Origin of the sequence: Chelonobacter oris (assembly GCF_000772535.1) — a bacterium.
In the GTDB taxonomy this organism is placed as follows: Bacteria; Pseudomonadota; Gammaproteobacteria; order Enterobacterales; family Pasteurellaceae; genus Chelonobacter; species Chelonobacter oris.
Genome location: NZ_JSUM01000015.1, coordinates 34,492 through 54,938, shown reverse-complemented (window position 1 = coordinate 54,938; position 20,447 = coordinate 34,492). Strand labels below are relative to the sequence as shown.

General features: G+C 47.4%; 23 protein-coding genes. 14 read left to right on the top strand and 9 right to left on the bottom strand.

The window, feature by feature from the left end; translation table 11 throughout:
* Positions 1–287 precede the first annotated feature (287 nt).
* From acpP to rplI, 6 genes are all read left to right on the top strand, one after another.
* Positions 288–518, top strand: a complete 231-nt coding sequence (gene acpP, locus OA57_RS10345) for an acyl carrier protein (RefSeq protein ID WP_034617387.1) — start codon at positions 288–290, stop codon at positions 516–518.
* 92 nt (positions 519–610) lie between these two features.
* The gene (gene fabF, locus OA57_RS10340; RefSeq protein ID WP_034617384.1) at positions 611–1,852 is read left to right on the top strand and encodes a beta-ketoacyl-ACP synthase II; all 1,242 of its coding nucleotides are present in this window, start codon (positions 611–613) and stop codon (positions 1,850–1,852) included.
* Positions 1,853–2,145: 293 nt separating this feature from the next.
* The gene (gene rpsF / locus OA57_RS10335; RefSeq protein WP_034617382.1) at positions 2,146–2,523 is read left to right on the top strand and encodes a 30S ribosomal protein S6; all 378 of its coding nucleotides are present in this window, start codon (positions 2,146–2,148) and stop codon (positions 2,521–2,523) included.
* On the top strand, positions 2,510–2,836 hold the full coding sequence (gene priB / locus OA57_RS10330) for a primosomal replication protein N (protein ID WP_034617380.1): 327 nt from the start codon (positions 2,510–2,512) through the stop codon (positions 2,834–2,836). The genes rpsF and priB overlap by 14 nt, the downstream gene beginning before the upstream one ends.
* Positions 2,837–2,848: 12 nt before the next feature.
* Entirely contained in the window at positions 2,849–3,076 is a 228-nt protein-coding gene (gene rpsR, locus OA57_RS10325) for a 30S ribosomal protein S18 (RefSeq protein ID WP_005759927.1), read from the top strand.
* A gap of 18 nt (positions 3,077–3,094) precedes the next feature.
* Positions 3,095–3,544, top strand: coding sequence for a 50S ribosomal protein L9 (gene rplI / locus OA57_RS10320; RefSeq protein WP_034617369.1), 450 nt, complete (start codon positions 3,095–3,097; stop codon positions 3,542–3,544).
* 106 nt (positions 3,545–3,650) lie between these two features.
* Here rplI and OA57_RS12640 read toward each other — a convergent pair whose 3' ends face one another.
* The 5 genes from OA57_RS12640 to OA57_RS10300 form a co-directional block, all read right to left on the bottom strand.
* Positions 3,651–4,070, bottom strand: coding sequence for a hypothetical protein (locus tag OA57_RS12640; protein ID WP_152596749.1), 420 nt, complete (start codon positions 4,068–4,070; stop codon positions 3,651–3,653).
* Between the two features lie 108 nt (positions 4,071–4,178).
* Positions 4,179–4,931, bottom strand: a complete 753-nt coding sequence (locus tag OA57_RS10315; RefSeq protein ID WP_034617366.1) for a protein-ADP-ribose hydrolase — start codon at positions 4,929–4,931, stop codon at positions 4,179–4,181.
* Between the two features lie 30 nt (positions 4,932–4,961).
* Complete coding sequence (locus OA57_RS10310; RefSeq protein WP_034617363.1) at positions 4,962–5,798, bottom strand: SIR2 family NAD-dependent protein deacylase; 837 nt, start codon at positions 5,796–5,798, stop codon at positions 4,962–4,964.
* A gap of 9 nt (positions 5,799–5,807) precedes the next feature.
* Positions 5,808–6,200, bottom strand: a complete 393-nt coding sequence (locus tag OA57_RS10305; protein WP_034617360.1) for a hypothetical protein — start codon at positions 6,198–6,200, stop codon at positions 5,808–5,810.
* 74 nt (positions 6,201–6,274) lie between these two features.
* A complete protein-coding gene (locus OA57_RS10300; protein WP_034617357.1) occupies positions 6,275–7,123 on the bottom strand; it encodes an SDR family oxidoreductase in 849 nt (282 codons plus the stop codon).
* Between the two features lie 167 nt (positions 7,124–7,290).
* Here OA57_RS10300 and OA57_RS10295 point away from each other — a divergent pair, with 167 nt between their 5' ends.
* Positions 7,291–7,689, top strand: a complete 399-nt coding sequence (locus OA57_RS10295) for a winged helix-turn-helix transcriptional regulator (RefSeq protein ID WP_034617354.1) — start codon at positions 7,291–7,293, stop codon at positions 7,687–7,689.
* 29 nt (positions 7,690–7,718) lie between these two features.
* Here OA57_RS10295 and OA57_RS10290 read toward each other — a convergent pair whose 3' ends face one another.
* Positions 7,719–8,675 carry a GlxA family transcriptional regulator gene (locus OA57_RS10290; RefSeq protein WP_034617351.1) on the bottom strand — a complete coding sequence of 319 codons (957 nt, stop codon included), beginning with the start codon at positions 8,673–8,675 and terminating at the stop codon, positions 7,719–7,721.
* Positions 8,676–8,798: 123 nt separating this feature from the next.
* On the opposite strand from OA57_RS10290, the gene OA57_RS10285 reads away from it, so the two are divergent.
* Positions 8,799–9,671, top strand: a complete 873-nt coding sequence (locus OA57_RS10285; RefSeq protein ID WP_034617348.1) for an MBL fold metallo-hydrolase — start codon at positions 8,799–8,801, stop codon at positions 9,669–9,671.
* Positions 9,672–9,696: 25 nt separating this feature from the next.
* Here the strand turns inward: OA57_RS10285 and OA57_RS10280 are convergent, their stop codons facing one another.
* Positions 9,697–10,641, bottom strand: a complete 945-nt coding sequence (locus tag OA57_RS10280; protein ID WP_034617345.1) for a LysR family transcriptional regulator — start codon at positions 10,639–10,641, stop codon at positions 9,697–9,699.
* A 131-nt stretch (positions 10,642–10,772) separates the two neighbouring features.
* On the opposite strand from OA57_RS10280, the gene OA57_RS10275 reads away from it, so the two are divergent.
* Together OA57_RS10275 and OA57_RS10270 are read left to right on the top strand one after the other, a co-directional pair.
* Positions 10,773–11,642 (top strand): MBL fold metallo-hydrolase, encoded by an 870-nt coding sequence (locus tag OA57_RS10275; RefSeq protein ID WP_034617342.1) that lies wholly within the window; start codon positions 10,773–10,775, stop codon positions 11,640–11,642.
* A 57-nt stretch (positions 11,643–11,699) separates the two neighbouring features.
* On the top strand, positions 11,700–12,314 hold the full coding sequence (locus tag OA57_RS10270; protein WP_034617339.1) for a DsbA family protein: 615 nt from the start codon (positions 11,700–11,702) through the stop codon (positions 12,312–12,314).
* Positions 12,315–12,363: 49 nt separating this feature from the next.
* Here the strand turns inward: OA57_RS10270 and OA57_RS10265 are convergent, their stop codons facing one another.
* Positions 12,364–13,701, bottom strand: coding sequence for an FAD-dependent oxidoreductase (locus tag OA57_RS10265; protein WP_200883623.1), 1,338 nt, complete (start codon positions 13,699–13,701; stop codon positions 12,364–12,366).
* Between the two features lie 238 nt (positions 13,702–13,939).
* Between OA57_RS10265 and OA57_RS10260 the strand changes: the two genes are divergently transcribed.
* The gene (locus OA57_RS10260) at positions 13,940–15,082 is read left to right on the top strand and encodes an NADH-dependent flavin oxidoreductase (RefSeq protein WP_034617336.1); all 1,143 of its coding nucleotides are present in this window, start codon (positions 13,940–13,942) and stop codon (positions 15,080–15,082) included.
* A 46-nt stretch (positions 15,083–15,128) separates the two neighbouring features.
* Here the strand turns inward: OA57_RS10260 and OA57_RS10255 are convergent, their stop codons facing one another.
* Positions 15,129–15,935, bottom strand: a complete 807-nt coding sequence (locus OA57_RS10255) for a sulfite exporter TauE/SafE family protein (RefSeq protein ID WP_034617334.1) — start codon at positions 15,933–15,935, stop codon at positions 15,129–15,131.
* A gap of 122 nt (positions 15,936–16,057) precedes the next feature.
* Between OA57_RS10255 and OA57_RS10250 the strand changes: the two genes are divergently transcribed.
* The 3 genes from OA57_RS10250 to OA57_RS10240 all read left to right on the top strand — a co-directional run bounded on the left by OA57_RS10250 (position 16,058) and on the right by OA57_RS10240 (position 20,442).
* Positions 16,058–17,137: an anaerobic sulfatase maturase gene (locus OA57_RS10250; protein WP_034617332.1), complete on the top strand. Its 1,080-nt coding sequence runs from the start codon at positions 16,058–16,060 to the stop codon at positions 17,135–17,137.
* Positions 17,138–17,257: 120 nt separating this feature from the next.
* On the top strand, positions 17,258–19,033 hold the full coding sequence (locus OA57_RS10245; RefSeq protein ID WP_034617330.1) for a solute:sodium symporter family transporter: 1,776 nt from the start codon (positions 17,258–17,260) through the stop codon (positions 19,031–19,033).
* Complete coding sequence (locus OA57_RS10240; protein ID WP_034617328.1) at positions 19,030–20,442, top strand: sulfatase; 1,413 nt, start codon at positions 19,030–19,032, stop codon at positions 20,440–20,442. Before OA57_RS10245 ends, OA57_RS10240 begins: the two co-directional genes overlap by 4 nt.
* Positions 20,443–20,447 lie beyond the last annotated feature (5 nt).

Sequence of the window (20,447 nt, the reverse complement as noted above, 5' to 3'; positions counted from 1 at the left end):
GAGCGGTGTATTTTACGCGTTCTCGCCTCTCAAAATGCGACGAATCAAGATAAATACATGACAACGCCATTCGGTTAATGCTAAAATCTGCAACGGTATACAATCTTGGTTATAGACTTTTCCAAGAAACAAGAATATAGCCAAATTTTGTCATAGTATGTCTTTGTTTGAGTAATTACCCTTTTAATCGGGTTGGTATCCGATAACGGGACATTACAGCGGTTTAAACGGGACATACCATATTCACCTCTCGCTGTGGCGAAATTTAAAACATAGGAAATTTAAAAATGAGTATTGAAGAACGCGTAAAAAAAATCATTGTTGAGCAATTAGGCGTTAAAGAAGATGAAGTGAAATCCGAAGCTTCATTCGTTGAAGATTTGGGCGCCGACTCTTTAGATACAGTTGAATTGGTTATGGCTTTGGAAGAAGAGTTCGATATCGAAATCCCTGACGAAGAAGCCGAAAAAATCACAACTGTGCAGTCTGCAATTGATTACGTTCAAAATAATCAATAATCTTCTGGATTTAGGCGGTTATCAGACCGCCTAAATTATATCTGTTATTTGTAATAAATTACCATTTTCAACCTCCCACTCGGAGTATATTCATGTCAAAACGTCGCGTCGTTGTTACTGGCTTGGGAATGTTATCACCGCTTGGTAATGATGTTAATTCAACCTGGCAAAACCTGTTGGCAGGAAAGAGCGGTATAAACCTTATCGAAAATTTTGATACATCCAACCATACCACCAAATTTGCCGGACAAGTCAAAGGCTTTAACAGCGAAGAGTACATCTCGCGTAAAGATGCCAAAAAAATGGATTTGTTTATCCAATACGGTATTGCCGCAGGCATACAGGCCATTCAAGATTCCGCCTTGGAAGTGACGGAAGAAAATTCTCAACGTATCGGTGTTGCCATCGGTTCCGGTATCGGCGGCTTAGGCTTAATCGAAGAAAATCACTCCGCCTTGGTGGCAGGCGGCCCGCGTAAAGTCAGCCCGTTCTTCGTGCCCTCCACCATTGTCAATATGATCGCCGGTCATTTATCGATTAACTATAAATTGCACGGACCAAACATCACTATCGCTACCGCCTGCACCACCGGTGTCCACAATATCGGACATGCCGCCCGAATGATCGCTTACGGCGACGCCGACGTAATGCTTGCCGGCGGTGCGGAAAAAGCCAGTACCTCACTGGGAATCGCCGGATTCGGCGCTGCTCGCGCCCTATCGACCCGCAATGACAATCCACAAGCGGCAAGCCGCCCTTGGGATATTGATCGTGACGGTTTCGTACTCGGCGACGGCGCCGGTGTCATGGTGCTGGAAGAGTATGAACACGCTAAAGCACGCGGTGCCAAAATATATGCCGAACTGGTCGGTTTTGGTATGAGTGGTGACGGCTACCACATGACCTCTCCGCCGGAAAACGGTGCCGGTGCCGCACTGGCTATGCAAAATGCTGTACAAGATGCCCGAATCGAGCCGCAACAAGTAGGCTACGTCAATGCGCACGGCACATCGACGCCTGCCGGCGATATCGCCGAAGCTACTGCGATCAGTACGGTATTTGCCGCCAACAAAGACAGCATTCTGGTCAGCTCCACCAAGTCCATGACCGGACATTTATTGGGTGCGGCCGGTGCGGTAGAAGCGATTTTCACCGTTTTAGCACTGCAAGATCAAATCGTGCCGCCGACTATTAATCTGGACAATCAGGATCCGAATGTAACGCTGGATCTGGTGCCGAACCAAGCACGCAAAGTCGAAATGGAATACGCCTTGTGCAATTCCTTCGGCTTCGGCGGCACCAACGGCTCGCTGATTTTCAAAAAAGCGTCATAATTTCGGCTAGAAATATCTGCCGATAACACACGAAATAAGCCGCTTCCCGAAGCAAAACCGAAGGGGCGGCTTTTCGTTTTTTCTCATTATTATCACCAAGCTTGCCTCTGCTCAGTCGGCGTTATCAAAATAATGCTTCCGACGAAAAAATAATCCAAATAATTCTTGTACCGCACTTCCAATCTCGGTATAATTTTGCGCCTTACAGTCACATTCCATATTCGTTCCTTGCTTCCGCAGATTGGTGACTGGTCTACCGTCGGAGGCTGATTAACCCGTAAGGAGCAGCAGCAATGCGTCACTACGAAATCGTTTTTATGGTTCATCCGGACCAAAGCGAACAAGTTCCGGGCATGATCGAGCGCTATACTGGTTCTGTCAAAGAAGCAGGTGGTCAGATTCATCGTCTAGAAGATTGGGGTCGCCGTCAATTGGCTTATCCAATCAACAAACTACATAAAGCGCACTATGTGTTGATGAATGTAGAAGCACCGCAAGAAGTAATCGACGAGCTAGAAACAACTTTCCGTTACAACGACGCCGTTCTGCGTAACGCAATTATGCGCACTAAGCACGCCGTAACAGAAGCGTCCCCAATGGTGAAAGCGAAAGACGAACGTCGCGCTTCCGCTGAAGTTGAAAACAACGATTATGAGGATGCCGAAGAGTAATTTAACAATTGAAAATCGTCTGAGCATGGTCGGAGAAGTGATTTCTCAACCCAGACGAGATAAAAGCCCGAGCGGCATTGAGCACTGCCGGTTTATGCTGCGACACCGTTCGCAACAAACCGAAGCCGGATTATCACGGCAAGCATGGTGTAACATTGCAGTATCACTCAGCGGCTCACAATTAATTAAACAAACTCAAAGCATTACGGTCGGCAGTAAACTTTTAGTGGTCGGTTTTTTAACCACACACAAAAGCCATAACGGACTCAGTCAGTTAGTTTTACACGCCGAGCAAATCGAATTTATAGATTAGGAGACTCGCCCCATGGCACGTTATTTCCGTCGTCGTAAGTTCTGCCGTTTTACAGCGGAAAACGTAGTTGAAATCGATTACAAAGATATCGCCACGTTAAAGAACTACATTACAGAGAGCGGCAAAATTGTTCCAAGCCGTATTACCGGTACTCGTGCGAAGTACCAACGTCAACTGGCTCGCGCTATCAAACGCGCTCGCTATTTAGCGTTGTTACCGTACACTGACAATCATCAGTAATCAAGAGAGGATACGGTAATGCAAATTATTCTTTTAGATAAAATTGTTCACTTGGGCAACGTTGGTGACCAAGTTAACGTTAAAGCCGGTTTCGCGCGTAACTTCTTAATCCCGCAAGGAAAAGCAGTTATGGCAACCAAAGCGAACATCGAACACTTCGAAGCACGTCGTGCTGAATTAGAAGCAAAAGTTGCAGAAGCATTAGCCTCTGCCCAAGCGCGCGCTGCACAATTAGAAGCTCTGAGTTCAGTAACCATTGCTTCTAAATCCGGTGATGAAGGTCGCCTGTTCGGTTCTATCGGTCCGCGTGATGTTGCTGAAGCAGTAACCGCAGCCGGTGTTGAAGTAGCGAAAAGCGAAGTTCGTCTGTCAGAAGGTCCATTGCGTACCACTGGCGAACATGATGTTCGTTTTCAATTACACGGTGAAGTATTTGCTTCATTAGTGGTAAATGTCGTTGCTGAATAATTCACTGAAATCTGATTTATTATCAAATTTCGTATAATAAGAAACCTGCCATCTTTACAGACGGCAGGTTTTATTTTAGCCATGAAAATTTATATATTTTTACAATTTAAAATATATAATAATAAATAAATGAAATAATTAATGCTATAATATTAACTAGATACCAACCATTTTCATCAATCAATAGTATTCCGGCAGAAAATGATGCTATTAAATTACATAAATAAACGACTAAAGAACTTATCCCCTGATTTTTATTTTTAACATTACCTTTTTCTATTTCATTAAGATAAAAAGTTTCGCCACTAAACATTGAAGCCCACCCTAAACCGGAACAAATAAGTGATATCGTATACCCCAAATACTCACTTACAAAGAAACTGCTAATTGACCCCAGAATAAAAAATACTACACTAAGAAAATCAACTGATGCGTTTTTATTTAAGACAAAAGATAAAAATGAGTATGCATTGAAAGCAGAGCAGAATTTATAATTAGTGTCATTAAGGCAAATCCAATAGCGCAACTTGCCATTCCAAATATGAACTGAGGATTATATTTATATAATTAGTTCCAGTTAGTCCTTGCCCCCAAATAATCCATTGCAACGCCCATATTCAGTTTACCAAGCCGTTTACGACAACAATGTTTGATAAATAGCCAAATCCCGATCTTTGAATACGTTGAATATCACCCGCATTGTCGGATTTACGGATAAAAAAGCGGTTACTTCCCTGATCGCAATCTCTGCCGCTCTTTGATTCGGGAAGTGAAATTCTCCGGTGCCGATACAGCAAAATGCCACGGAAGTCACGCCATGTTGTAATGCCAATTGTAAGCAAGTGCGGTAACACGATGCCAGCAGTAATTCATCACTTTCCATCAATGCGCCACAAATAATCGGTGCGACGGTATGCAAGACGTAATCCGCCGGCAAATTATAGGCCGGCGTTATTTTGGCTCCACCGGTCTCTTCAGGGTGTCCCTGTCTACGTATGATCTGCGCACAAGCCTGACGCAGCTGCAAGCCGGCTTGTGAATGAATGGCATTATCAATACAGCGATGCAACGGCTGAAAACAACCTAATAATTGATTATTGGCGGCATTCACAATCGCCCCGACCTGTAGCCGAGTGATATCTCCTTGCCACAAATATAGATTCGGTCGAATTGAAGACAAATCTTGCATTGTAACAACGCCTTTCACCTTCACTTCCTCTTGCAGTAATTGATCTTGAATACATAAAAATTCAGGATGTTCTTGCTGCGGTCGACGAATATTCATCAATGCTCTCAGCAGTTGGCGCTTTTCATCATCATTTTCCGGCAATACCCTATCGGGCGCAAGATAATGAATAAGATAAGTGAGCTGTGCGGTTCGAGTCATATTATTTCTCCCTAAATCAGGCAAATAAAATTACGCTAAAAGTTGTGCCATCACGAGATTCGGATCTTCGGTAAAACAGATAGTCTGCGCTTTCGTTTCGTCATACCCTGCCGGTTCATCACGATTCAGGCGAATCAGAACCGCATCTCGGTTATGAAATGTCATTTGTTCAAAAGGATAGCGAATAATGGTCGGCGTATTGTAACCGACGCCCAATTCCAAATAGACCGCACTTCCCTGCAACGATTGTTGTGCAAACTGTGTATAGCGTTTTTGAGCCTGCCGCCAAGCCTCATTTTCAATAAAATGCTGATCAATACGCAAATGCATCACCATTTTTCCGCTACAGATCGGACATTGCGGCACAAGTGCGATCGGAATTTTCAATTCCACAGTTTGCGCCCGCCATTGTCGGACTAACTCGGCGTTGGAATAAAGTTTATCATGACAGCCTGTCGCACATTGCAAATAGCCGTAATCGCCTTGTGTCGCAAATAATCGCTCTTGTGCAAATCCTGCTTTTTCAAACTGGGCGTCGACATTGGTGGTCAACACAAAATAATTTTTTGTTTTGACCAACTCCAGCAATTGTCGGTAAAGCGGTAACGCCGGCGGCTCAAAACGGTTTATCAGGATATGCTGCGCCCAATACGCCCATTTTTCCTCTTCACAATCAAACGGATAAAAACCGGCGGAATACATATCTCGCATACCGTAATGCCGAATGAACGGTTGGAAATTTTCTTCAAACCGTTTGCCGTAATAAGTCAGCCCTGCTGCGGTGGAAAAACCGGCTCCGGCACCAACTAAAATAAAGTCGGCTTGCGAGATCCGCTGCTTTGCTTGGTGTAATCGTTGCGTTAGCATACGCTCTCCTTAGATATTTTTATAGGCAATCGACTCTACCGCCTGTTCGAATGTCTGAATCGGCATCGCTTGCATACTCTTGATTAAACGAACTTTATCGACACATCTCAACAACCGCACCGTCGCCCCCTCAAAACGGATAATAACCGAATAAAAATCAAAAAAATCGTATTCGACTTCAAGCGGGACAGCGCATTGGTATAAATCCGACACAATCTTGAAATAACCGTGAATCGCTTGTTGATAATCCTCAAATACCACATCTTCGATATAATATTGCCGACCACCCAAACAAACAGAATGCGCCCGCTTAAATCGTCCTCGCTTGAGAATGCGCGGTTGCCGTGCGGTCAAACGCCACACAACGAAAGCGAATACAAGCAATCCTCCCCATAACAACACGACACATCTCCTGTTTAAAAAAAGGTGTGATTTGCCATATGCAATATCACACCTTGATTCAATACGGTGACAAATTAAGCCAAAGCGGCTTTCACTGCGGCTGCCAACGTGGTAGTCGGACGTCCCAGTAGTTTAGACAACGTACGGTCGTTACTGAACAATGCACCTTGTGAGGCACTGACATCCCATGCGGCTAAGCCTTCTGCCAATTCTGCCGGTAATCCGGCTTGTTTTAAGGCGTTTGCATAATCCGCTTGCGGAATATCAATGTAGGGAATTTCTTTAGCGCTTTGTTTTGAAATTTCCGCCGCCAACTCACTCAGGGTATAGGCTTCATCGCCTGCCAGTTCATAAGTTTTGCCTTCATGACCGGCGGTGGTCAGCACAATCGCTGCGGCTTCCGCCAAATCGGCACGGGGGGCGGAAGAAATTTTTCCCTCGCCGGCACTGCCGTAAAAGGCATTGTTTGCCAGTGCCGCTGCGACGGAAGCGGTATAATTTTCGCTATACCAGCCATTGCGTAAAATAGTATAGCTTAACCCAGATGCCTTTAATGCCGCTTCGGTTTCCAGATGTTCCGGCGCAAGATTAAGCGTAGAGGTGTCGGCTTTCAGCAAACTGGTGTAGACAATACGTTTCACACCGACTTTTTTCGACGCCTCAATCACATTTTTATGTTGTACTGCACGCTGACCGATTTCGTTGCCTGAGATTAACAGCAGCGTATCAACGCCTGCCAAAGCCGCCTCCAAACCTGTCGGATCGGTATAATCCGCCTTTCTCACTGCCACACCGAGATCCTGCGTTTTTGCCGGATCACGCACTAAGGCAACAATCTCGTCCGGTGCGACTCTTGCCTTTAACTGATTGATAACCAAACGTCCTAATTGCCCATTGGCTGCACTGACTGCGATAGTTTTCATTTTTTGCTCCTCTTGATGTTGACGATTCATGTTGCTTTTCAGTTGTTCTCACAAGCTGTATAGCGTAGTATAGACCAAAACTTACTTTTAGGAAGTACTTACAAAAATGTAAGTTTTAGAATATTGTCTATTTATTTTTTAACCGATTGATTTAAAAGAAAATAAAAATGGAAAAAAATACACAAGCACCGTTTGTACGCGGCTATGTACTCTCGGCACAATGCCCTTCACGGCCTATTTTGCAACACTTGACCAGTCGCTGGGGCGTGTTGGTGATGTTAGTCTTGTTAAACGGAACCAAGCGCTTCAGTGAATTACGTAATACGATTGACGGCGTTAGTGAACGTATGCTGACGCAAACGCTGCAACAGCTCGGGCAAGACGGTATGTTGATCCGAAAATCCTTTCATACCGTTCCGCCACATGTGGAATACACCTTAACGGCACACGGCGTAGCGGCGGCAGAAAAACTCAAGAAGCTGGTCGATTGGCTGGAAGAGAGTCTGCCCGATATTTTGACAACGCAGGAACAAGCGGCAATTCCGCCTGTTCAACGGGCAGATTAACCGCACTTGGCGACCAATAAGCCAAACCATTACGCAGAACGAAGCCCGAATATTTTGCGCCATGCCGTCGGGCTGAGGTTAAATCGTCGTTTAAAGTGATCACGCAACGAACTGCCGCTGTTGAATCCTGCCTGCTCGGCAACCTGTTCAATCGACAGCGCCGTGGTTTCCAACAACAGCTGCACCCGCTGCAATCGCTCCGCCAGCAGCCATTCGCCCACCGACATACCGGTCGCTTTGTGAAAATGGCGGGTGAACGTACGGCGGCTCATTGCGGCACGTTGCGCCAATTGCTCTAGGGAATGGGATTGTGTCGGATTCTCGCGTAAATATGCCAATAACTGATTGATTTGTACGTCTTGCGTCGACTGCGGCAGCGGCCGCTCGATAAATTGCGCCTGTCCGCCGTCACGGTGCGGCGCAATGACCATACGACGGGCAATTTTATTGGCTGTCCGGCTGCCGTGGTATTCCCGCACCAAATGTAAACAGCAATCCAAGCCGGCACCGGTGCCTGCCGATGTTAAAATCCGCTGTTCTTCTACATAAAGCGCATTAGCGTCTAACCGCACTTGCGGAAAACGGCGGCTGAAATCCGCTTCGGCTTCCCAGTGGGTTGCCGCTTTTTTTCCGTTCAACAGCCCGGCATACGCCAACACATAAGTTCCCAAACACAACCCGACCAAATGCGCCCCACGTTGATACGCCTGCTGCAATGCCAAGAGAAAATCATTGCTCGGCGTTTCATCAATGCTGTGCCAGCCGGGAATAATAATGATATCAGCGTTCTGTAACGCTTCCGGACCGCACTTTGCCTGTAAATTCAATCCGTTGCCGACACAGCTTAACTCGCTGCTCGGCGAAACGGTCAGCAAATCAAACAGCTTCTGACCGGGCAACATCTCTTCACCGAAAATCATATACGGCACGGAAAAAAGGAACGGGCTGAAATCAGGATATGCCACCAAGGCAACCGTTGGAATCATCACCACCTCACCATTGTTTCAATTTGACCCGATTATTGCGATTATTGACCTTCAGGTCAATTTTTTCTTATCGTGCAAACGGGGATAATCCCCCTCGATTCACTAACACACAATGGAGAAAAAATGAAAAAGACATTAAAACTGATCAGTACCGCACTTTTCCTGTCCGCAACTGTCGCTTGCGGCGCCTTTAACGGCGGCGTGCAGCAGAACAGCGTGGAAATTCAGCAAATTCGCAACGCAACCATGAAAATCACCTATGCCGACACCACGTTTTTGATTGACCCGATGCTCTCGAAAAAAGGCGCCATGCCGGGCTTTGCCGGCACGCCGAACAGCCACTTGCGCAATCCGCTGGTTGAATTGCCGCTGCCGGTTGAGGAAATCGTAAAAGCCGATGCCATTATTGTGACCCATACCCATGAAGATCACTGGGATACAGCGGCACAGCAGCAAATACCGAAAAATATCCCGATTTTCGCCCAGCACGCTGCCGATGCAAAATTGATTCGCGATGCCGGCTTTACCGATGTCCGCCTGTTAAGTGAAAACAGTGAATTCAACGGCGTTCGCTTGATTAAAACAGGCGGTCAGCACGGAACCGATGAAATGATGCGTATGCCGCAACTGAAAGCGTTACTCGGCGAAGCCGCCGGCGTGGTTTTCCAAGCTCCGCAACAGAAAACGATTTACTTGGTCGGCGATACGATTTGGCGACCGGAAGTAGAAACCGCACTTCGTCGCTATCAGCCGGAAATCGTAATTTTAAACAGCGGCAATGCACAAGTGTCCGGGCTGAAAGGGTCTATCATTATGGATGAACAAGATGTCTACCGCACGTCGCAAGTCGTGCCGAATGCCGATATTGTGGCGACCCATATGGAAGCGGTCAACCATGCGCTATTATCCCGTAAAGCACTCGCCGAATTTGTCGAACAAAAAGGCATCGCCAAACAAACACACATTCCGCAAGACGGCGAAACCTTGCAATTCTAAAACCTAAGTGCGGTTTGCCGGTTCGTCAGACCGCACTTTTCCTCACCATTGCCGTTTCTTGCAATAAATCCCGATCCCAAACCGCACTTTCGCCTGCGAAATAATCCGCAAGAAAATCAATTAACGTACGTAATGCCAGCGGTTGATGTCGGCGTGAAAGATAGATCGCATAAATACCCAAGGTATCCAGCCGATAATCCGCCAATAGCCGTATCAACCTGCCCTGCTTCAGATCGTCGGCGACACAGTAAGTCGGCAGCATCGCAATCCCGGCATGTTGTTTTGTCGCTTGTAACACGATGCCGGTTTCATTGCTGCTGAACTGCCCCGATAACGGCAATGAAAACCGCTCTTTACCTTTTTTCAGGGATAAATGTTTGCCATAAATCCGAGTATGCAGCACAAAACGGTGCGCCGCCAAATCCTGATGCGAACGAGGAATGCCGTGGCGTTCAAGATAAGACGGCGTGGCACACAACACCGAACGGCAGTCCGCCAGCGGTTTTGCCACCACATTATCCGGCAATGAATTGCTGATCCGAATCGCCAAATCAATCCGATCTTCCACCAGATTTACCGTTCGATCCGCCACCTGCAAATCAACCCGCACTTGCGGATAAACACGCTGAAACGCCCGTAACGCGGCAGTCAGCTGTGCTTCGGCAAATGAGGGCGAGGTGCTGATCCGCAATGTCCCTTCCACCGTTCTTTTGCTCTCGCTGCCGATATGTTGCAAATCCAGTGAAAAATCCAGCATCTGCCGACACAACGGCAATGCCGCCAAGCCCGCTTCGGTCAGGCTGATTTTGCGTGTGGTACGGTGCAGCAGCCTTGCGCCCAGCCAGTTTTCAACCGTCGCTAAATAGCGGCTCACCATTGCTTGTGACATCTCCAGTTGTTCGGCGGTTTGCGTCAGGCTGCCACGGGCGGCAATTTCCACAAAAACCTTTACGGCGGTCAATCTATCCATTTTATTCCATCGATTTATGCAATAAACAAATTCAACTTTGCCAGTTTATCAACTAATTTGAAATCCGTATAGTACGCCCATCAACCGATGGCGTATAAACGCCTTTCATTTCAACAAAATAAGGAAATAGCATGAAATCCACCGTTTTAACCACTTTCGCCACATTCGCCTTCGCCGCTTCCGTTCACGCCGAAACGACAGCGCCACTCAATCTGAAAGTGTATAACGCCGATAAAAACAGTTTTTCGGTAACCTCGACCGTCGTCAGCGGCGACACGGAAGCACTGGTCATCGACAGCGGCTTTACCCGTGCCGATGCACTGCGGATTGCCGCCAATGTGCTGGACAGCGGAAAAACGCTCAACACGGTGTTAATCAGCAACGCCGACCCGGATTTCTATTTTGGGGCGGAAACGTTAAAACAAATTTTTCCACAAGTAAAAGTGGTAACAACACAGGCGGTACACGATCGCATCAAACAAAAAATGGCGGGGAAAATCGCCTATTGGTCGCCGTTAATGGGCAATAATGCGCCGAAAAATCCGATTCTGCCTGAAGTGCTGAGCAATAACAGCCTGACCGTGGACGGGCAAAAAATCGAGATTTTGGGGACAGAGGGCATTTTGGCGCACCGCCCTTATGTTTGGATTCCGTCAATCCGCACCATTAGCGGCAACATCGGCATTTTCGGCGATATGCACGTTTGGACCGCCGACACACAATCGGCAGAAGAGCGCGCCGCTTGGATTCAACAGCTTGAGGAAATGAAAGCACTCAAGCCGACAACCGTGATTCCGGGACATATGTCGGCGGAAGCAAAATTGGATGCGAGTGCGATCAATTTCACGCAAGCGTATTTGACTCGGTTCGAAAGTGCGGTCGCCGACAGTCAAAACAGCGCTCAGATTATCGCTACGATGGAAAAAGCCTACCCGAACCTGCACGGCAAAAGCAATGTGGAATTAGGGGCAAAAGTCGTCAGCGGCGAAATGAAATGGTAAACGCCTCAAAAGTGCGGTCAGCAAACCGCACTTTTGCCAGAGCTAAAGAGTAACACAATGAAATTGCATTATTTTTATGATCCGCTTTGCGGTTGGTGCTATGCCGCTGCTCCGTTGGCCAATGCGGCGGCGGAAATGTTGCCGCTACAGCTGCACGGCGGCGGTTTAATGTCAGGACGGGTGATTGACGCTCAATTTCGTGATTATGTGCTCCCGCATGACGCCCGCATTGCCCGATTAAGCAAACAGATTTTCGGTGATGCCTATAAAGACGGTCTGCTCAAGCAAGTCGGTACGGTATTGGACTCCGCCCCGCCGATCACCGCTGTTTTAACCGCCGAACAACTGGACGGGCGCGGTTTAGCCATGTTGGCACAACTGCAAAAAGCCCATTATGTCGACGGAAAAAAAGTGTCGCAGCGTGCGGTATTGTTCAGTCTTGCGGCACAAGCCGGCTATGATGTCGAACGGTTTAATGCGGTATTCGATACGCTTGCCGGCAGCGGCTGTGATAAGCATATTGCGCAAAGCCGCCGCTTGATGGCGCAATATCAGGCATCGGGATTTCCGACCTTTTTACTGGAGAAAAACGGCCGATTCCGGCAACTGGATCACCACGCATTTTACGGCAATCCTGATGCATGGCGTGATGCGTTACGGCAATGGCTTTAAGCTCGAAGGCAGCGACATCACACACGGATGTCGCCGTCAACGTGCGGTTTTAAGCAAACAGATCGTTTAAACCCTCGGCAATGGTCGGATGTGTAAAAATCTGGTTTTTAAGATAACCGGCCGGAATCTTGTGATCCATCGCCAGTTTAAACAGGTTGATCAGCTCGTGTGCTTCCGCACAAAACAGCGTTACCCCTAAAATTTCATCTGTTTCGCTGTCAATAACCGCTTTCAGTAAACCGTTCGTCTGTTTTAATATTTTGGCTTTCGGAATGGCATCTGCCTTTAGGCTCGCTACACGATAAGGCCGACCGCACTTGGCGGCTTGCGTTGCCGTCATGCCGATTTGCGCCAATGGCGGTTCGGTAAAGACGGCGGTGGGGAAAATCGGGCGGTCTTCCGTGCAACGCTTTCCTTCGCCCAGCAATTGTTCACGCACAATCCGATAGTCGTCCAGCGAAATATAGGTAAACTGCGGGCTGCCTGCCACATCGCCCATTGCCCAGATATGCGGTTTCACACGTAACAAATGATCCGTTTGAATATAACCGCGGCTTGTCAAGGCGATATCGGCATTATCCAATCCCAAATTATCGGTATTCGGCCGCCGTCCGATAGCAACCAAAACCGCTTCAGCGCTAAAACTGCCTTGCGAAGTGACGACCGTAGTCCCGTGTTCATCTTCATCAAAACGTGTGACGTTTGCTCCTAACACAATATTGACGCCGCGCTCACGCAAAACCCGTTCCATTTCCGCCGCAATATCCCGATCTTCACGCGGTAAGAATACATCACCAACATCGATAATCGTGACTTCAGTACCAAAATTAGTGTACATAAAGGCAAACTCTAAAGAGATATAGCCGGCACCAATAATCACCATTCGTTGCGGACGAGTCGATAATGATAAAATCCCTGTACTATCATAAATACGTGAACCTTCGCTGCCCGGAATATCCAAATTTGCAGGCACACTTCCGGTATTAATAAAAATCCGCTCTGCCGTAACACGGTATTCGCCGTCACGCCCGTTCAGAATGAGCGTATGCTCGTCTTGAAAACAGGCATGAGCCGTGATAATCCGCACGTTCTCCAACTGATCCAATTTGGCAAAATTCGCCGCCCGTAGTTTTTCAATCAAGCCGTTTTTGGCAGCCATCGCCTGCCGAAACCGCATCGCTTTGTCATCACAGTGCGCCGTTGCTTCCCCCTCAATCAGTAATTTTTTAGACGGAATACAGCCGATATTGATACAAGTGCCGCCATACATCTGTTCACTGGCCTCTACCAAAATGACCTTCTGTCCGTGCTTGGCCAGATCCGCCGCCAAAGTTTTGCCGGCTTTACCAAAGCCGATAATCAAATTTTGCGTTGTCAGTTGTTGCATATTGAATCCCTTATCAGTAAAACGATTATTGCTCGTGAAAAATCCCTTTCAATCAGTATACGCCTATTTTGTGAACGGAAAGCCTGTTTTATACTCATAATCCACATTAAAAATCGCATCGCTTACCGCTTCACCGTTGTATAAAACCGATCTATCTTATACAAATTCAGCATTTTGACACCGTCGCAAAATACGTCATAATGGTAACACTGTTGATTAATTTCCAAAGAGTAATGTCATGAATCCTAAATATGCCCCCCTGTTTCAACCTTATCGCCTTAACAACGGTGTTGAAATCAAAAATCGCCTGACCGTGGCGCCGATGACACACTATGCATCCCATGCCGACGGCAGTGTCAGTGCGGAAGAATTGGCTTTTTTACAAGGCCGCGCGCAAGATTTCGGGCTGTTTATCACGGCCGCAACCCTGGTTTCAGCGGAAGGCAAGGCCTTTAACGGGCAACCGACCGCACTTTCCGCCGACGATTTGCCAAGTCTAAAAACGGTGGCGCGCACCATTCAGGCACAGGGAGCAAAAGCCATTTTACAAATTCATCACGGCGGTCAATTAGCGATTAACGATTTGATTGGCAATGCCGATGTTGTTGCGCCGTCAGCCAATCCCGAACGCGGCGCGCGTACGTTAACCGAAGCGGAAATTCAGGCCTTGATCAATGCCTTTGCCAATGCGGCGGAATTAGCGCTTCAAGCCGGTTTTGACGGCGTGGAAATTCATGGCGCCAACAACTACCTGCTACAACAATTTTTCTCGGCACAGACCAATCGTCGCACGGATCAATGGGGCGGTTCAATCGAAAACCGCCTGCGTTTTCCGTTGGCGGTAGTCGATGCGGTAAGTGCGGTCAAAACCAAGCATCAACGTCCCGATTTTATTCTCGGCTACCGTTTCTCGCCGGAAGAACCAAGCGAAAACGGGCTGACCATGCAGGATACCTTTACCCTGATTGATGCGTTGCTGGAAAAACCGCTGCAATATCTGCACGTTTCGCTGTGGGATTTCTATAAAAAAGCCCGCCGTGGCGCCGATACCGCACTGACTCGTATGCAATTATTACATGAACGAATTAACGGCAAATTACCGCTAATCGGCGTGGGCTGCCTATTCACCGCTGATCAAATCCTGGCAGCCTACCAAACCGGTTGGGCGGAATTTATCGCACTCGGCAAAACCGTGATGATGAATCCCGACTTGGCGACTCTGATCGCAAACGGACGGGAAGCGGAAATCATCACCGCAATCGATCCGAACAGAGCGGATCACTACCGAATCCCTGCCAATCTATGGGCGCAAAATATGCAGCACCTCGCCTATTTACCGCCGGTGAAAGGGAATAGAGAATGGAAGTCGGTGGATATTTGACCCAAATAAAAATAAGCCGATAACGCATTCAGCATTATCGGTTTATTTAGTTGATTAACCACTGAAGCACCGACATATACAGCGCAATCGCCAACAGCAGCGCCGCCAACAGCTTATTTGCCCAAAAGGGAGTAAGTAATCCGCGCAGCTTCATCGAAAAAAAACTCATGCCCAAGGCACTAAAAACGGCAATCAGAACCAACGTAACGTTGATATAGCCGATTTGCCAAGTGTTTGCCATTTGTTGTGCCAATGGTCTCGAGGCATAGCCATATAAGCTGCCCAGCCCGCCGAACACCATCAACCAATTACTGTAGACCGCAATCTGCCGCACTTGCACGCTTTTCAGCTGCCCTATCAACGGTGCCATGATCGAACCGCCGCCAATGCCGGTCAATCCCGCCAATAAACCGCCGAAACCGCATACCGCGGCACCGCAAAAATAGTCTTGCCGCATCTCGCTGCCGACAAGTGCGGTATGTGATCGGCTAAAGCCCGTTTTTAGCGCCAATGCCATTAATACCGCAATAAAAATAAGGGTCATTGAAACGGCGGAAAGGTAAAAGCTCATTTCAAAACCGAGTTGCACGCCAATAATCATCGCGGCAGACCAATATATTATCTTCTTGAGATTGATTGCTATTTTTTGACGGCGAAAATAAACCAGATTAATAATCGAACTGCACATGACAATGGTTAAGGTCGTTGCAGAAATCATTTGGATCGGAAACTGGGGAAATAATGTTCGCAACACAGGCACCATTAATACACCGCCGCCGATACCGAACAACGCGGATACCAAATTGGCACTCATGCCGCAAATGATTAAAATAATCAGTGTGGTAGTTGTCATAATGACTCCGGGGAAAAATACTGGCTGTATTTTGACTGAAGTTCACAATTTTAATTATGATCGCTGTCATATCTTGCAATCAATTGTTATAACTATAATAAGATTGTCGATAAGGAGAAAATATGCGCCAACGCCCGTTTCATCTGATGGCAAAACCGTCTGCTTCATTGTGTAATATTCAATGTGAATATTGCTTTTATCTGGAAAAACCGCATCAAAAGCAGATAAAAATGCATGATGAAATATTGGAAAAATATATTAAACAGTATATTCAAAGTGCGCCGCAATCTGAAATCACCTTTATTTGGCAAGGCGGAGAACCCACTTTGTGCGGGCTGGATTTTTTTCAGCGGGCGGTTGCATTGCAGCAGCGTTATGCCGATAAAAAAATCATTCGCAACAGCCTGCAAACTAACGGGATTTTGCTGAACGACGCATGGTGTCGTTTTTTCAAAGCGCATGACTTTTTAATCGGTATTTCCCTCGACGGCACACAGCCGATGCACGATGTTTACCGTAAAAACGGTCGCGGGAAAGGCACGTGGAAGCAGGTGAAAAGTGCGGTTGATTTATTGCAAAAACATCAAGTTACATTCAATATTTTAACTGTAGTGCATAATCAAAATGCCGACTGCGGCCGTGAACTCTATCTTTTTCTCAAATCTCTCGGCGTGAATTACATGCAGTTTATCCCGCTGATGGCTGCTCCCGAGCAGCAAGCCTCCGCCAACGCATACGGTCAATTTCTGATTGATGTTTTTGACTGCTGGTATCAACAGGATATCGGACGCATCAGTGTGCAGTTTATCGAGCAATGGCTGATGGCGTTTTTCGGCTATCAACCATCCTTGTGTATTTTCCGTCCGACTTGCGGCGATCAAATGATCATCGAACAGAACGGTGATATTTACAGCTGTGATCATTATGTTTATCCGCAATATAAGATCGGCAATATTATTGAAACGCCGTTAATACAGATAACGGACTCAACCCAACAGCAAAAATTTGGTTTGGCAAAACAGCATTTATCGCAAAAATGCCGACAATGTGAATTTCTATTTGCCTGCCACGGCGGCTGTCCGAAACACCGCACTTTATTATCGGAAACGGATTATCCGCATAACTATTTATGTGAGGCATATTATATGGCGCTACGCCATATGGCGCCTTATTTGAAAAAACTGGCGCGCAAATTCGGCTAGCCGTTTAAATTAAAATATAAATTTGTGATATTCCTCACACTCGATCAATGATCATTATCATAATGTTATGGTGGTTAATTTATTTAAAATAACGCTATCACTTCTAAATAGGAGATAGTTATGTTTGCATTTATTACATGTCTGGCATTTATGCTCTTTGTCGCCTGGTTCTCTTGGTATAAAACCAAAGGCACCGTTTCCACCTCGGACGGCTATTTTTTGGCAGGCAATAAACTCGGCGCTTTATTTATTGCCGGTTCTCTATTACTGACCAATATTTCGACCGAACAACTGGTCGGGCAAAGCGGTTTAACCTATTTCGGCAATATGACCCCGCTTGCTTGGGAAATTTGGGCGATTCGCGGCATTATTCTGCTGGCGATCCTATTTTTGCCGATGTACTTGGGCGGTGCGTTTTCCACCATGCCCGAATTCCTGAGTACCCACTACGGTGAAGGCACGCGTAAACTGATTGTCTGGCTGTTTATGTTCGGTTACATTTTTGTCTGGTCACCGACCGTGCTATACGGCGGCGCCCTCGCCTTGATGAAGATACTGGATTTGGAGGCGTGGCTCGGGCTGACGAAAATGCAGGCGTTATGGATAACCACGATTATCGTCGGGGTTATCGGTGCGATTTACGCCATTACCGGCGGTCTGAAAGCGGTGGCGGTTTCGGATACGCTGAACGGTGTCGGATTATTGTTTATCGGCTGTCTGATTCCTATCTTGGGACTGATTGCACTGGGCGATAAAATTCAGGGCAATATCGTCGATGCGCTACACTATATTACCGTTACCAATCCTGAAAAATTAAACGCCATCGGCACCGGCAGTGAGCTCGACGCCATTCCGATTGCCGCCGTGTTCACCGGCTTGATGGTCACCGCCACGTTCTACTGGGGAACCAACCAGTTTGTGATACAAAGAGCTTTAGGGGCGGAAAGTTTGCGTTCCGGTCAAAAAGGACTGTTAATGGCGGGCTTCTTTAAGATGCTGGTGCCGTTTATCGCCATGTTCCCCGGCTTGCTGGCATACCATTTATACGGTGCCGGGCTTGAACCGCGTGATTTGGCCTATCCGACGTTAGTTGCTAAAATTTTACCGGCGCCGTTGTTAGGGCTGTTTGTCGCCGTCTTGCTGGGAGCGGTTTTCTCCACCTATAACTCATTGATTAACTCCGCTTCAACCCTGTTTGCGGTCGATATTTACAAACCGCTGATGAATCCGCAGGCTGATGACGGCAAAGTGATTCACATGTCGAAAAAATTCGGTATCTATTGTTCGATATTGACGATTATTATCGCCCCGAATCTGGTTTATGCGCCGCAAGGATTGTTTATTTTCCTGCAACAGTTCTCCGGCTTTATTGCCATTCCGATTGTCAGTCTGGTGCTTATCGGCTTATTCAGCAAAACCCTGCGGGTATCGGAAAGTGCGGCGAAATTTATCATTATTTTCCATTTGATTACGTATTACCTGATGGTGTTCGCTTTCAAAGAGTATATCCGCATTCACTGGATGCACGTTTACGGGCTGCTGTTTATTGTCGAAATGCTGATGTTGATTGTCTGGGCGAAAATCAAACCGGCGCCGCAAAAACAGGTATTGCGTCCGCGTCAGGCAAAAATCGATATGAAAGCTTGGTCATATGCATTGCTCACCAGCGGCATTCTGCTCTCTTGCGCAACCTTGATTTATGTCACGTTTTCTAATGTCGGGCTTGCTTATGCCGACGGTGTGGTTTCGCCGGACTTCTGGTTCTACTTCGGCTTGGCTTTCGTGATTTGCGCCTTATTCTGCATCTGGCTACACCTCAAAATTCAGCCGATTTATGACCGCTATATTACCAATCGTTACCAACGCACCATTCAACACAACGGGGGGAAATCATGATGTCCGCTAAGCAAAAACCGAATATTTTATTTATCCTGCTCGATGATTACGGCTGGAGTGATACCGGCTGTTACGGCAGCAGTTTTTATGAAACCCCTCGGTTGGATCAACTGGCACAACAAGGGGCGCGCTTTACCGATGCTTACGCCTCCTGTCCGGTCTGTTCGCCGACCAGAGCCAGTATTTTAACCGGTAAATACCCTGCCCGTTTAGGCATGACGCAATGGCTGGGCGGACGTTCCGAAGGAAAATTGGCGGATGTCCCTTATATTGATCACCTCAGCAGCGATGAATTTTCGCTGGCAAAAGCCCTAAAACAGGGCGGCTACCGCACTTGGCATGTCGGCAAATGGCATTTGAGCCAGCATAACGACCAACGGTTCGAAACCTATCCCGACAAACACGGCTTTGAGATCAATATCGGCGGTTGCGATTGGGGGCATCCGTTCAACGGCTACTTCTCGCCTTACGGCATTGAAACATTGGAAGACGGGCCGACGGGCGAATACCTGACCGATCGGCTAACCGACGAAGCCATCAACCTGATTGAACGACAAGACGACGATCAACCTTGGTTTATGTACCTTTCCCACTATGCGGTCCACACCCCGATTGAATGTCATGCGCACTTGGTCGAAAAATACCGCAAAAAAGCGCGTATGCTCGGCATTGATAAAATCAATCCGTTTGATGTCGGCGAACACTTCCCGTGTGATCACAAAAAAGACGAACACGTGATTCGCCGTACCATTCAAAGCGATCCGGTTTATGCCGCCATGGTGGAAAACATGGATTGGAATATCGGACGAGTGCTGGATTGTCTGAAAGCAAACGGACTGGAAGATAACACAATCGTAATCTTCTACAGCGATAACGGCGGCCTTGCCACCGCAGAAGGCTCGCCGACCACCAACAAACCGCTGTGCGAAGGCAAAGGCTGGATGTATGAAGGCGGCACCCGAGAACCACTGATTGTGCGCTGGCCGGGCCATGTCGCCGCCAATTCGATTATCGAAACGCCGATTACCTCGACCGACTTCTACCCGACATTGTTGGAATGTGCCGGTTTGCCGCTGATTCCGCAGCAACATTGCGACGGCATCAGCATCTTGCCCACATTGACCGGTCAAAACCCACAACCGACACGCGAATTATATTGGCACTATCCGCACTACAGCAATCAGGGCTGCACACCGGGTTGTGCCGTACGTGACGGCGAATGGAAACTACTGGAATTTTTTGAAGACAATAAACTGGAGCTCTATAATGTTTATCATGACATCGGCGAAACGCAGGACGTCAGTCGGCAACATCCGGAGATCGTGGCGAGCCTGAAAGCCAAACTGGATAACTGGAAACTTGAAGTCGGCGCCAGAATTCCACAACCGAATCCACGCTATAAACCTTAATTCTA

What these genes read in the sequence shown, in the direction of transcription:
- OA57_RS10285 (WP_034617348.1), top strand. Translation starts at nt 8,799, where the DNA reads ATGAAAAAGACATTAAAACTGATCAGTACCGCACTTTTCCTGTCCGCA.
- OA57_RS10240 (WP_034617328.1), top strand. Translation starts at nt 19,030, where the DNA reads ATGATGTCCGCTAAGCAAAAACCGAATATTTTATTTATCCTGCTCGAT.
- OA57_RS10315 (WP_034617366.1), bottom strand. Translation starts at nt 4,931, where the DNA reads ATGACTCGAACCGCACAGCTCACTTATCTTATTCATTATCTTGCGCCC.
- rpsF (WP_034617382.1), top strand. Translation starts at nt 2,146, where the DNA reads ATGCGTCACTACGAAATCGTTTTTATGGTTCATCCGGACCAAAGCGAA.
- priB (WP_034617380.1), top strand. Translation starts at nt 2,510, where the DNA reads ATGCCGAAGAGTAATTTAACAATTGAAAATCGTCTGAGCATGGTCGGA.
- OA57_RS10260 (WP_034617336.1), top strand. Translation starts at nt 13,940, where the DNA reads ATGAATCCTAAATATGCCCCCCTGTTTCAACCTTATCGCCTTAACAAC.
- OA57_RS10300 (WP_034617357.1), bottom strand. Translation starts at nt 7,123, where the DNA reads ATGAAAACTATCGCAGTCAGTGCAGCCAATGGGCAATTAGGACGTTTG.
- OA57_RS10310 (WP_034617363.1), bottom strand. Translation starts at nt 5,798, where the DNA reads ATGCTAACGCAACGATTACACCAAGCAAAGCAGCGGATCTCGCAAGCC.
- OA57_RS10245 (WP_034617330.1), top strand. Translation starts at nt 17,258, where the DNA reads ATGTTTGCATTTATTACATGTCTGGCATTTATGCTCTTTGTCGCCTGG.
- acpP (WP_034617387.1), top strand. Translation starts at nt 288, where the DNA reads ATGAGTATTGAAGAACGCGTAAAAAAAATCATTGTTGAGCAATTAGGC.
- OA57_RS10250 (WP_034617332.1), top strand. Translation starts at nt 16,058, where the DNA reads ATGCGCCAACGCCCGTTTCATCTGATGGCAAAACCGTCTGCTTCATTG.
- fabF (WP_034617384.1), top strand. Translation starts at nt 611, where the DNA reads ATGTCAAAACGTCGCGTCGTTGTTACTGGCTTGGGAATGTTATCACCG.
- OA57_RS10275 (WP_034617342.1), top strand. Translation starts at nt 10,773, where the DNA reads ATGAAATCCACCGTTTTAACCACTTTCGCCACATTCGCCTTCGCCGCT.
- OA57_RS10290 (WP_034617351.1), bottom strand. Translation starts at nt 8,675, where the DNA reads ATGATTCCAACGGTTGCCTTGGTGGCATATCCTGATTTCAGCCCGTTC.
- OA57_RS10270 (WP_034617339.1), top strand. Translation starts at nt 11,700, where the DNA reads ATGAAATTGCATTATTTTTATGATCCGCTTTGCGGTTGGTGCTATGCC.
- rplI (WP_034617369.1), top strand. Translation starts at nt 3,095, where the DNA reads ATGCAAATTATTCTTTTAGATAAAATTGTTCACTTGGGCAACGTTGGT.
- OA57_RS10255 (WP_034617334.1), bottom strand. Translation starts at nt 15,935, where the DNA reads ATGACAACTACCACACTGATTATTTTAATCATTTGCGGCATGAGTGCC.
- OA57_RS10265 (WP_200883623.1), bottom strand. Translation starts at nt 13,701, where the DNA reads ATGCAACAACTGACAACGCAAAATTTGATTATCGGCTTTGGTAAAGCC.
- OA57_RS10295 (WP_034617354.1), top strand. Translation starts at nt 7,291, where the DNA reads ATGGAAAAAAATACACAAGCACCGTTTGTACGCGGCTATGTACTCTCG.
- OA57_RS10280 (WP_034617345.1), bottom strand. Translation starts at nt 10,641, where the DNA reads ATGGATAGATTGACCGCCGTAAAGGTTTTTGTGGAAATTGCCGCCCGT.
- rpsR (WP_005759927.1), top strand. Translation starts at nt 2,849, where the DNA reads ATGGCACGTTATTTCCGTCGTCGTAAGTTCTGCCGTTTTACAGCGGAA.